The organism is Lentzea sp. NPDC004789 (assembly GCF_053601075.1).
Map to the genome: position 1 here is coordinate 66,201 of NZ_JBSGBE010000026.1, position 11,018 is coordinate 77,218.

The 11,018-nt window shown below is 69.8% G+C and carries 12 protein-coding genes; 1 reads left to right on the forward strand and 11 read right to left on the reverse strand.

The window, feature by feature from the left end:
* Nucleotides 1–31: 31 nt before the first annotated feature.
* The 4 genes from ACWEIJ_RS39935 to ACWEIJ_RS39950 form a co-directional block, all read right to left on the reverse strand.
* Nucleotides 32–334 carry a hypothetical protein gene (locus ACWEIJ_RS39935; RefSeq protein ID WP_449842482.1) on the reverse strand — a complete coding sequence of 101 codons (303 nt, stop codon included), beginning with the start codon at nucleotides 332–334 and terminating at the stop codon, nucleotides 32–34.
* A 93-nt stretch (nucleotides 335–427) separates the two neighbouring features.
* Nucleotides 428–2,242, reverse strand: a complete 1,815-nt coding sequence (locus ACWEIJ_RS39940; protein WP_449842483.1) for a 4-alpha-glucanotransferase — start codon at nucleotides 2,240–2,242, stop codon at nucleotides 428–430.
* Between the two features lie 105 nt (nucleotides 2,243–2,347).
* Nucleotides 2,348–2,773, reverse strand: coding sequence for a RidA family protein (locus ACWEIJ_RS39945; RefSeq protein WP_449842484.1), 426 nt, complete (start codon nucleotides 2,771–2,773; stop codon nucleotides 2,348–2,350).
* A 13-nt stretch (nucleotides 2,774–2,786) separates the two neighbouring features.
* A complete protein-coding gene (locus ACWEIJ_RS39950) occupies nucleotides 2,787–3,698 on the reverse strand; it encodes a LacI family DNA-binding transcriptional regulator (protein ID WP_449842532.1) in 912 nt (303 codons plus the stop codon).
* A gap of 32 nt (nucleotides 3,699–3,730) precedes the next feature.
* Here ACWEIJ_RS39950 and ACWEIJ_RS39955 point away from each other — a divergent pair, with 32 nt between their 5' ends.
* Entirely contained in the window at nucleotides 3,731–4,183 is a 453-nt protein-coding gene (locus tag ACWEIJ_RS39955) for a peroxiredoxin (RefSeq protein ID WP_449842485.1), read from the forward strand.
* A gap of 11 nt (nucleotides 4,184–4,194) precedes the next feature.
* Here the strand turns inward: ACWEIJ_RS39955 and ACWEIJ_RS39960 are convergent, their stop codons facing one another.
* The 7 genes from ACWEIJ_RS39960 to ACWEIJ_RS39990 form a co-directional block, all read right to left on the reverse strand.
* On the reverse strand, nucleotides 4,195–4,773 hold the full coding sequence (locus tag ACWEIJ_RS39960; RefSeq protein ID WP_449842486.1) for a TetR/AcrR family transcriptional regulator: 579 nt from the start codon (nucleotides 4,771–4,773) through the stop codon (nucleotides 4,195–4,197).
* A gap of 2 nt (nucleotides 4,774–4,775) precedes the next feature.
* Nucleotides 4,776–5,726 (reverse strand): LLM class F420-dependent oxidoreductase, encoded by a 951-nt coding sequence (locus tag ACWEIJ_RS39965; RefSeq protein WP_449842487.1) that lies wholly within the window; start codon nucleotides 5,724–5,726, stop codon nucleotides 4,776–4,778.
* Nucleotides 5,727–5,803: 77 nt separating this feature from the next.
* Nucleotides 5,804–6,460 carry an O-methyltransferase gene (locus ACWEIJ_RS39970; RefSeq protein WP_449842488.1) on the reverse strand — a complete coding sequence of 219 codons (657 nt, stop codon included), beginning with the start codon at nucleotides 6,458–6,460 and terminating at the stop codon, nucleotides 5,804–5,806.
* A 13-nt stretch (nucleotides 6,461–6,473) separates the two neighbouring features.
* Nucleotides 6,474–7,232 carry an L-tyrosine 3-hydroxylase gene (locus ACWEIJ_RS39975; protein WP_449842489.1) on the reverse strand — a complete coding sequence of 253 codons (759 nt, stop codon included), beginning with the start codon at nucleotides 7,230–7,232 and terminating at the stop codon, nucleotides 6,474–6,476.
* A complete protein-coding gene (locus ACWEIJ_RS39980; protein ID WP_449842490.1) occupies nucleotides 7,229–8,740 on the reverse strand; it encodes an HAL/PAL/TAL family ammonia-lyase in 1,512 nt (503 codons plus the stop codon). The genes ACWEIJ_RS39975 and ACWEIJ_RS39980 overlap by 4 nt, the downstream gene beginning before the upstream one ends.
* 154 nt (nucleotides 8,741–8,894) lie before the next feature.
* Complete coding sequence (locus tag ACWEIJ_RS39985) at nucleotides 8,895–9,656, reverse strand: SDR family NAD(P)-dependent oxidoreductase (RefSeq protein WP_449842491.1); 762 nt, start codon at nucleotides 9,654–9,656, stop codon at nucleotides 8,895–8,897.
* Nucleotides 9,657–9,795: 139 nt separating this feature from the next.
* Nucleotides 9,796–10,584, reverse strand: a complete 789-nt coding sequence (locus ACWEIJ_RS39990) for a M23 family metallopeptidase (RefSeq protein ID WP_449842492.1) — start codon at nucleotides 10,582–10,584, stop codon at nucleotides 9,796–9,798.
* Between the last annotated feature and the right edge of the window lie 434 nt (nucleotides 10,585–11,018).

Consider the following 11,018-nt stretch of genomic DNA (forward strand, 5'->3'; position numbering starts at 1 on the left):
ACGACCCTATCCGCCTAACACCGGTCCGGCATCACGCCCTTTCGTGTGCCAGCACCAGCTGCCCACGTGCCGCCGTGAGCAACGTGCGTGCTTCCTGGATCTCCGCGTACTTCAGGTGCTCGCAGGCGGCCTCCGCGCACGCCAGCGCGGCCTGCAAAGCGATGTTGTCGTCCACGGGTCCTGCGTCCCGCAGCGCGTCACGCAGGGATGCCTCCGCGCGCCGTGCCCCGACCACCGGGTCGCCGAGTGCCGCCGGCCTCACCGAAGCGAGGACCTGCTCGACGGCCAGTTCAAGCACGCCGGTTGGTGTCCGCGTGCTCACGGCTGAGCTCATCTGGTACGCCACCTCCAAAACGTTCGTCGTCCGCCGTCGGGTGACGGCCTTACAGTACTCCGCAGGCACGTGACCTGCCGTTACGTGGAAGTTTCATCTATCCCGGCTGCGCAGCGGACGGGTGATGTCCCTGACTCGCGGGAAGAAGTCGTCCAACGCGACCGGCAGGGGGATTCTCCAGTTCGGGTGCTCGTCGATCGTGCCCGGCACGTTGGGCTGCCGGGTGTCCCGCAGAGCGTCCTGAGGTGAAGTCAGGACCAACGCGCAGGGGGCCTGCGCGAGCAGCTCGTGGGCGCCGGCGACCCGGTCGCTGGGGTCGATGCCCTCCTGGCGCATGAGCTCGTCGAAGTCCGGGCCGTCGGGACCGGCGAAGAACGTCGCGGCGGTCGGCAGGTCGTGGGTGGAGATGCTGGCCATCTGGTTCGGGTTCCACTGCGACGGCGGGATCAGCGGGTGGCCGTCGGCGTAGTAGTCGCGCTGGAAGTAGAGGACGGCACTGGTGAGCATGCCGTTCTCCTGCAACGTCTTCGTGACGACCGGCTCGACCGTGCCGAGGTCCTCGCCGACCACGACGGCACCGGCGCGGTAGGCCTCCAGGGCCAGCACGCCGAGCATCGCGTCGGCGTCGTAGTGGACGTAGGTGCCGCGTGACGGCGGCTCGCCCGGCGGGATCCACCAGAGCCGCCACAGCCCGGCGACGTGGTCGATGCGGATGCCGTCGGCGTGCTTCAGGACGCTGCGCAGGACCTGGCGGAACGGCCGGTAGCCGGTCTCGGCGAGCTTGTCGGGGCGCCACGGCGGCAGGCCCCAGCCCTGGCCGTCCGCGCTGAACGCGTCGGGCGGCGCACCGACCGTGACGTCGATGGCGAAGACGTCCGGGTCCGCGAAGGTGTCCGCGCCGCCGGGCGAGACGCCGACCGGCAGGTCGTGGATGACACCGACGGCCATGCCGGCCTCGTGCGCGGCGAGCCGGACGTCCTGGAGCTGGCGGGTGCAGAGGTGCTGCAGCCACGCGTGGAACGCCACCCGTTCCGCTGGTGCCTCCTCCCGGTCCTCCGGCCACTCGCGCCAGTCCTTGCCGTGGATCTCGGCCAGCGCGCAGTAGGTGGCGAACGCTCGCAGGTCGTCGTCCATCTCGATCTCGCCGCCGGGGAACAGCAGCTCCAGCGCCTGCCGCTTGGCGTCCCAGATGGCGTCGTAGTCGATCAGGTCCTGGTGGTCGGGCCGCAGGTCGCGGATGAGCTGCCGGGTGCGCGGGCAGGCCTGCAGGAACTCCGCGGTGTCGGTGATCCGCAGGTACAGCGGGTTCGCGAACCGGCGGCTGGTCGGCGAGTACGGCGAGCGCTCGACGGGATGCGTGAGCGACGGCGCCTGCACCGGGTTGACCAGCACCACGCCCGCGTCCAGTTCCAGGCTGCTGCGGCGCGCGATCGTGGCGAGGTCGGCGAAGTCGCCCATCCCCCACGACTCCTTCGACCGCGCCGCGTACAGCTGCAGCATCCAGCCCCACGTGCGCGGCACGTCCGGCAACGTCCTGGGCGCGACGGCCAGGGTGATCGTCTGCTTGTCGGTCACGACGCGGTGCCAGCCGAGCGGCAACGAGTCCGGCAGGTGCCGTTCGACACCGAAAGAGCTGCCGTCCTCCAGGAAAACCGTGGCGGGTCCACGCAGGTCGTACGTCTCGTACTCGCGGATGACGATCGTGGGCGGCAGGACGCGTTCCGCGCGGCGCTGCTCGACCAGTGCGAGCTCGCGGGCGACGGAGTCCTCAGTGGACGCGTCGACGCCGAACTGGGCGAGGACCTTGACGACGACCTCGGTGTCGACGGTGACCTCTTGCTGGTCCGCGTTCTCGTACCGAGTGGCAACGCCCCAGGCGTCCGCCAGTCGCGCCACCAACTCCTCCACAACTACAAGCTATGTCACAGCTCGGGCCGCATTACCAGAGCAAATGGTCCCTGGTCACCCAAAGGGTGCAGACCGATCGAGACACATACACACAGATGCATTTGGTCAAACATCCGATGCTTCATCCGGAATCGCGACCACGGCCTCGACTTCAACGAGAAAATCGGGCCCGAACAACGCCGCGACCTGAACCAGCGTGCTGGCCGGGTTCGGCACATCTCCCAGCGCGGGCCGCAGCATCTCGTCACGGACATCACGAATGGTCTGAACCTCAGACGCATCAAGCACGTACCAGGTGAACTTGATGACATCCGACCAGTCGGCGCCGAGGTTTCTGATCACGTGATGAAGATTGCTCAACGCCTGCCGCGTCTGGGCGCCCAGGTCGTCGACCCCGACGACGCAGCCGGTGGCGTCGATGGCGACCTGGCCGGAGACGAAGCCGAGCTTGCCGGTGGCCGTCACCGCGTGGGCGTAGCCGGGCGTGGTGGGCAGGCCGGGCAGTTCGGTCAGACGCTCTTGGGCGGGCATGGCGTCACAGTACTCAGGCGACCGGTCCGCTCGAGTTGCGCACGACCAGCCGCACGTGGTGCTCGGCCGGTTCGATCTCGCCGCCCCTGATCAACGTGAACAGGTCCGCGACCGCCCGCTCCCCCTGCTCCTTCGCCGCGCCCTCCACCGCGGTCAGCCCGACCACACGGGTCAGCTCCTGCCCGTCGAGCGACACGATCGACAGCTCGTCCGGCACCGCACGCCCGTCGCGCTGCATGCGCAGGTAGATGCCCAACGCCGCCGCGCCGTTCGAGCTGATCACGGCGGTCGGCAGGCGTTCGCCGTCGAGCAGCACGTCGACCACCTGCTCGCCGCCGTCGACGGTCGGCGAGCACCAGACCGTCCACTCGGGACGGACGGTGAGCCCGGCCTCGACCAGGATCTCGTCGTACGACTCGTCCACCCCGTCGGACAGCACCAGCGCCACGTCGCGATGCCCGAGCGCGAGCAGGTGCGCGACGGCGGTCCGCAGGGCGTGCCGGAGGTCGGCGTCGTCGACCGTGATGTGCGGGACCTCCAGCGACTCCAGCGCGGCGTGTTCGGCCTCGGTCAGGGCCATGGACAGCAGCAGCACCCCGTCCACGCGGCGGCCCAGCGGCAGCTCGTCGAAGAACTTCTCCCGCGAGGACGCGTCGCCGAGCACGTAGAGCAGCACGTCGTAACCGGCCTGCCGCAGCGCGCCCTCCGCGCCCGCGAGCACCGGGCTCACCTCGGACGTCAGCACCGCTATCGCGTACCGGCGGCCACCGGCCAACGACGAGGCGTCGCGCGCGATGGCGTACTTCATCCGGCGTGCGACCTCGCTCACGTGCTGCCGCGTCGCCTCGGACACGCCCGGTTCCCCGCGCAGGGCCCGCGATACCGTCGCAGCGGACACCCCTGCAGCCTTGGCCACATCGGACATGCTGGTCACGGCACCGAGCGTATTGGAGATCCATGAAGCCCGGCGACCTCGCCCCCGACTTCGCCCTGCCCGACCAGGACGGCACCGAGCGCAAGCTCTCCGACCTGCTCGCGAACGGCCCTGTCGTGCTCTTCTTCTACCCCGCCGCGATGACGGCCGGGTGCACCGCGCAGAGCTGCCACTTCCGCGACCTCGCCGCCGAGTTCACCGAGGCGAAGGCGCAGCGCGTCGGGATCTCCACCGACGACGTCGCGAAGCAGAAGCAGTTCGCGGAGCTGAACAACTTCGACTACCCGCTGCTGTCCGACGTCGACGGTGAGGTCGCGGAGCAGTTCGGGGTGAAGCGGCGGTTCGGGCCGATCCCGGTCAAGCGGCACACGTTCGTGATCGACACGGACCGCCGGATCATCGAGGTGATCAAGAGCGAGTTCTCCATGAACAGCCACGCCGACAAGGCGCTGGCGGCGCTCAGGAACCGCGCCTGACCCGTCTTCGGCTAACGCGCCGGAGCCAGCCCGGCCAGCACGAAGTCCGCGATCTCCCCGGCCAGCACGGCCGGGGGTTTCGCGCCGTCCGGCCGGTACCACATGGGCAGCTGGTTCACGACGCCCAACGCGATGCGCACCACGGTGTCGGCGGGCACGAGAGAGCTGAACTCCCCGTCCGCCTGCCCCTTCTCGACCACCGCGAGGAACGTCTCGTGGTAGCGGCGGCGCTCGGCGCGGAACTCGGTCATCCGCTCCTCGCCGAGCCGGTGCAGCTCCCGCACGAACACCGCGGTCTCGTCGACCCGTTCCGCCGTCGAGACGACCAGCGACACGAGGATCTCCCTGACCGTCTCGGCGGACGGCAACCCGAGCCCGATGATCCGGTCCATGTCGGCGGACTGGGACGTGATCAGCAGCCGGTAGATCTCGAAGAGCAGGTCGTCCTTCGCGCGGAAGTAGTGGTACAGCGCGCCTTTGGTCACCTCCGCGGCCGTGACGATCTCCTGCACCGAGGTCGCGTCGTAGCCCTGCGACGCGAACAGGCGCACGGCCGCGTCGATGATCTTCTGCTCGGTCGCGGTGGGCACGGCTAGGCCCGCGGTGCCAGCGCGCGCACCTGCGCGATCTGGTCGCCGCCGGTCGGGAGCAGCGCGATGATCGGGGTGTCGACACCGGCGGTCTGGTACTCGGCGACGCGCGCACGGCACTCGTCCAGCGAACCGTGCACGATCAGCGCGTCGACCACCTCGTCCGGGATGGCCTTCGACGCGGCCTTGCGGTCACCGGCCGCCCACGCCTCGTGCATCGGGCGCAGCGCCTCGCCGCGGCCCAGCCAGTCGTGGAACGCGGCGTAGGCGGGCACGGTCAGGTACGTGCTGATCAGCATGCGCCCCAACGCGCGCGCCGCGTCGGCGTCCTCGGTCGGGCACACGAAGATCCGCGCGGCCAGCTCGGAGTCGCCGAGCTCCTCCCGCACCTGCGCGACGTCGGTGGCGGCCAGCCAGTTCGTGATCGCGCCGTCGGCCTCACGACCGGCCAGCCGCAGCATGTTCGGCCGCAGCGCCGCGAGCATGATCGGCACCTTCTGCGCCGGCGGGCGCTCCAGCTTGAAGCCCGACACCGAGAACGTGTCGTACTCGGCGGTGACCTTCTCGCCGGCCAGCGCGGCCTTGAGGAAGCGCAGGGTGTCGCGGGTGCGCTTGAACGGCTCCTCGAACGGGATCGCGTTCCAGCGCTGCACGATCGCGGGCGACGACGAACCGATGCCCAGCACGAACCGGTCACCGGTCACCTCGGCGAGCGTCGCCGCGGTCATCGCGAGCGTGGCCGGTCCACGCGTGTAGACGGGCGCGATCGCCGGACCGAAGCGCAGCTCGGAGGACCACTGGGCGGCGAGCGCGAGCGGCGTGAACGCGTCCGTGCCGGTCGTCTCGGCCGACCACACGTCCGTGTAACCGAGCCCGGCGAGCTCGGACACCAGAGCGCGGTGCTCCAGCACCGGCACACCGATCAGCGGCAGCGTGATTCCCCAACGAGCCATGAACGCCTCCAAGTAGCGACCTGGCCCCCACCCTACCGACCGGTCGGTATGCCCACAACCGGCCGGCAGGGTCCGCGTCACCTCTTGCGAGCGAACGTCAGCCCGTCCGCGATCGGCACCAGCACCGACTCCACGCGCGGGTCGTTCAGCACGAACTTGTTGAACGCGTCGATGGCCGCGGCGTTGCCCTCCGGCTGCTCGTCGGCCGCCTCGCCGTAGTAGAGCGTGTTGTCCGCGAGCAGCAGGCCGCCCTGACGCACCCGCGGCACCAGCAGGTCCCAGTAGTGCACGTAGCCGACCTTGTCCGCGTCGATGAACACCAGGTCGACGACCGGTTCGTCCGGCAGCTCGGCGAGCGTCTGCGCGGCCGGGCCGAGCCGCAGGTCGATCCGGTCGCGCACGCCCGCCGCCTGCCACGCCTCCTCGGCGATCGCGGTCCACTCGACGGAGATGTCGCAGGTGATGATCCTGCCGTGCGGGGGAAGCGCCTGCGCGAACGCGAGCGTGGAGTACCCGGTGTACGTGCCGACCTCGACGACGGTCTGCGCGCCGGTGAGCCGGACCAGCAGGGACAGCAGGACCGCCTGCTCGTGCGGGATCTGCATCTCGGCCGAGTCGCCGAGCTCCAGCGTCCTCGCGATCAGCTTCTCCTGCACCGCGGTGGGCTGGCCTGCCTGTTTGCGCACGTACTGGTAGATCTGCGGGGTCATGACCACGGTCTTGAAGTCGTTCACGCGCGGCCTTCTCTCATAGTCGGGTGGCGAGCGTCCTGAGTGTGGTGGCGTACTCGGGCCGCAGCGGGTGCCTCGCGAGGTCGTGGCCGATGGCGGACAGGACGGCGGAGCTGTGCGCGCGATAGCGGCTCACGCACACGTTCTCCCGGCTGACGAGGAAGAACTCGTCGAACCGGTCGCGCTCGGCGTCGGTGGTGGGCACGTGCGTGCGCCCGGACTCGCGCAGCAGCGAGTTGCCGCCCGGCACGAGTCTGCGCATGACCTCCATGTGTGCCAACAGGTTCGCCTTGCTCGCGGAGGAGAGCGGTGCGGCCGCCACGGGCCCCAGTGCGGTACGGGCCCGGCGCAGCAGGCCGGGCAGGGGCTCGTAGTCACGTGCCCACCGCCCGCTGAACGCCGGGTCGAACGCCATCATCATCGGCCGGATGACGTCCTCGTACACCTCACGGGAACAACTGCCCGAATAGGCGAGCATCACCGAGTACGCGTCATATCCAAGCGCAGCGAGGCGGACTAGTTGCGAATCAGGCTCGCGTATCAACCGATCGAGTGAAGCCGAAAGAAACCTCCAGACCAGAAATGCGCCGTGATGGCCGAGAAACCACCGGTGAACGGCACGATCCACCGGGTCCTCGGGGGTGTTGATCACGACCGGGATCTGATAGCAGCCGGTGCCGCACGGAATCAATTCCGCTCCCGGCATCGGCAGGCGCAGAACCGGCAGATCGACCGACGTGCGGTCGCGGACGGGCGCGCAGACCGGAGCGCTCATCGCACGCCCTCCACTTCGGAAACGAGGACGTCGAGCAGATCCGCGACCCGGCCGAGGGTCGTGTCCAGCGGCCGGTCCGCCACGATCGGCGGCACCTCCTCGGCGACCCGGTCGAACACCGCCGCGAGCCGCGGTGACTTCGGCGGTCGCGCCCCGACGTGCACGGCCTGGCGCAGCCCGATCGCGAGCGCCGCGTGCAGGTACCGCAGCAGGCCCGCCTGGTCGAGCGCGGTGAACGCGGCCTGGGTGCCGAACGGGACGACGTCCTGGTTGTGCAGGTTCGTCGGCAGGCTCTGCATCGAGGCGGGGACGGCGGCCCTGCGCATCGCGGCGACTGTCGCCGTCGTGCACAGCTGCACGCCCTGCAACGCGTGGTGCTGGCCGGGCACCGGGCTCAGCATCGGCGGCAGACCGCTGGTGCGGTGGGGGTCGACCAACAGGTCGAGCTGGCGTTCCGCCAGGTTGCCCAGCTGCACGAGCGCGACGTTCAGCTGGTCGGCCGCGAAGGCGCTGGGCTGGCCGAAGAAGTTGCCGCCGTGCACCACCTCCCCGCTCTCCGGGAAGAACAACGGGTTGTCGCTCACGCCGTTGAGGTCGCGGCGCACCACCTCGCCCGCGTGCCGCACGCTCGTGCCGGCCGCGCCGATCAGCTGGGGCGCGCAGCGGATGCTGTAGGCCTCCTGCAACGGGCGTTCGCCGGACGGCGTGCTGCCTTCGAGCCAGGTCCTGATGGCGGCGCCGGTGTCCGCGACGTCCGGGTGGCCGAACGCGGCGAGCAGGCCGACCGACGTGAATTCGGTGCCGCACCCGAGGACGTCGGTCAGCAAGGCGGACAACAGCTCCGCGGTCCGGCGCGCGCGGTCCGCCTGCGCGACAGCGAGTCCGAGTGCTGCGGCGGTCACCGAAATGCCGTTGACCAACGCGAGCGCGTCCCGCCCGTCCAGCCGCAGCGGCGCGAGCCCGGCGAGGCCGAGCGCGTCCACCGCGGGCATGAGCCTGCCCTGGAAAAACGCATTCCCGTTGCCCCGCAACGCATGCGCGACGTACGCGAGCGGCTGGAGATCACCGCTCGCCCCGACCGAGCCGAGCCGCGGCACCGCGGGGGCGAACTCCGTGCCCAGCACGGCGATCAGTGCCGTGACGACCTGCTCCGACACGCCGGATCGCCCCTGCGCCAACGAGAACAGCCGCGCCAGCACGGCGGCGCGGGCGACGGCGGGTGGCATCGGCTCGCCGTGGCCGACGATGTGGTGGATGATCGTGTTGTCGCTCTGACCGGCACTGTCCGCGCGGCCCTCGAACTCCACGAGCGGGCCGAAACCCGTTGTGACACCGTAGATCGCGCGACCGGAGCCGCTGATGTCGAGCACGAACTCGCGGCAGCGCGCGACCCGTTCTCTCACCTCGTCGGGCAGTTCGACGTGCAGCGGATCGCGCGCGAGCTCGAGGTGCGCGGGTTCGAGGGCCGCGGCCAGGTTGACGGCAGCGGAGGATGTTCCGACAGGCACGACGCCTCCTGTGGACGGATTTTCGGGGAGCCTCTCGCGACGATCCCCGTTGACCTGTCGGCGAGGAAGGGCCTAAACGCTCTACACGAAGAACTACAGGTTCCTCGTTCACGCGTGCGACGCAAGCTGTTGCCGGTTGACAGTGCAGTCGTGCTCACGCGTCGTTCTGCGTGACGAGTCCACCCGACCGGTGATCGAACTCTCCGCTCACGATTCGGGCCAAAAGACCGGCGGACTGCTCCACCGGGGTGAACCTGCCGCTGTCGCGCTGAGATCTTGCCCACCGCGCGATCCGCTGCTGGTCCGGATCATCGGAGTCGTGCTCGCAGCCGCGGCCCATCAGCCCGATGCCGACCATGCCGGGGTCGTAGCTCAGCACCGCGATCGGCCGTCGTTTCAGCTCCACCGCGAGGTTCTCGGTCAGCTTGATCACGGCCGCCTTCGACACCGAGTACGCCGTGACGTAAGGCCACCTGTGCACACCGGCGTTGCTGACCACGTTGATGATCCGCCCGCTCGCCATCGTGCGAATGGCGGCGTTCGCGGCGAACGCGGTGCCGCGCAGGTTCACCTCGAACGTGCGCCACCACTCGTTCTCGTCGACCTGCCAGGTGGGCCCGACCGGCCCGCCGAGCGCGCCGTTGTTGACCAGCACGTCGATGCCGCCGAGGCTCTCGATGAGCTTGGGCGTCGCGCCGGGGTCGCCGAGGTCCGCGACGTGCGCCTCGACGTCGACCCCCTTGGCCCTGAGCTCGGCCTCCGCGGTGTCGAGCGCTTTCTCGTCGCGTCCGGTGATCACGAGCCGATGCCCTTGCGCGCCAAGGACTTCGCTGAACGCCCGCCCCAGCTCCTTGGCGCCGCCGGTGACGAGCACGCGCAGGGCCTTGCCGGAGAACGACTTCGGTGTCTCTGCCACGAAGCTCAACCTGGCGCACCGCCGGAAAAGGCGCCACCCCCACCGCCGCCGGCTCCCGGCCGCGACGTCGCCTTGCGTCACCACGAAGGCCCTGGACACCTCACCCGATCGGGCGCAGTCGTCCGTCCACGAAGGCCGGTCAGAGCGTGACGCCGCGCTCCGCCAGCCAGGGCAGCGGGTTGATCTTCTGCCCGCCGTCGACCCACACCTCGAAGTGAAGGTGCGGCCCGGTCGACTGACCGCGGTTGCCGATCGTCGCGATCTGCTGCCCCGCCTTGACTTTCGCACCCTGCGGCACGTCGATCGTGTTCATGTGCCCGTAGACGGTGATCGTCCCGTCCTCGTGCTGAATCCGGACCCACAACCCGAACCCGGACGCGGGCCCGGCCTCGATCACCGTGCCGTCCATCGCGGCCACGATCGGCGTGCCGATGGCGTTGGCGATGTCGACCCCGTTGTGACTGGTACCCCAGCGCGCGCCGAAGCCGGACGTGAACGTCCCCTGCGCGGGCCGCACGCACTTCGGACGGCGAGCCTCCTCCTCGGCCTTGAGACGAGCCTGCTCGGTCTGGAGGGCCTCCTGGCGCTTCGCGTAGCCGGCCTCGGCGGACTTGAGCGCCTCGCGGACGGTGAACTGCACCTGGATCTGCTCGGCCTGCAGCAGCTTGCGCGTCTCGGAGGTGGAGTCCACCGAGTGGATCGTGCGGATGCTCTCCGGCTGCTGCTGCCCGGTCATAGCCGCCGCGAGGTCCTTCGTCGCCGCGACCGGGACGATGCGGTCGACGGGCGCGACCGTGGTCATCGCCTGGGCGAAGCCGGCGCCCGCCAGGGCACCCGCGGCCACCACGGCCGCTACGGCCTTCTTGCGGTCCAGATCGACTCTGGCCAGTACGTCGACCAGCTGACCCTTCGCTCGATGCCGTGCCAAGACTTGCCTCCATGCACTCGGGGGAGTCCGGTGACCGCCGGCTTCTGGACTGGACCGTTTCGGGGGCTGATCCGTGTCCTGGCGGTTATCGAACCGTGACATGCGGCGGTGAACGTAACCTCGCGTCACCGACCCGGGCAAGCCATGTGGGGGTTTGGGTGACGAGGCCCACGGGGCGTCACTCAGCGTGTTCGTCCGCTTTTGGGGTTGGTCACCGTGCTTTGGACCAATCCTCGTCTTGGTGTTTGTACTGGTCAGTCGCTTTATCGTGAAAGATCAGTGGCGTGGTTGAGTGGCGGTCTTTGGGGGGTACGCGGGTCACGCTGCGTTGGGGGGCGTTTTAGGGCCGATGACGGGCTCTGGTCGCGTCTCGCGAGCGGGCAGTTCGTCAGCGGCTATCCGCGGACCGCGGGGTCAACGACCACACCGGCCCG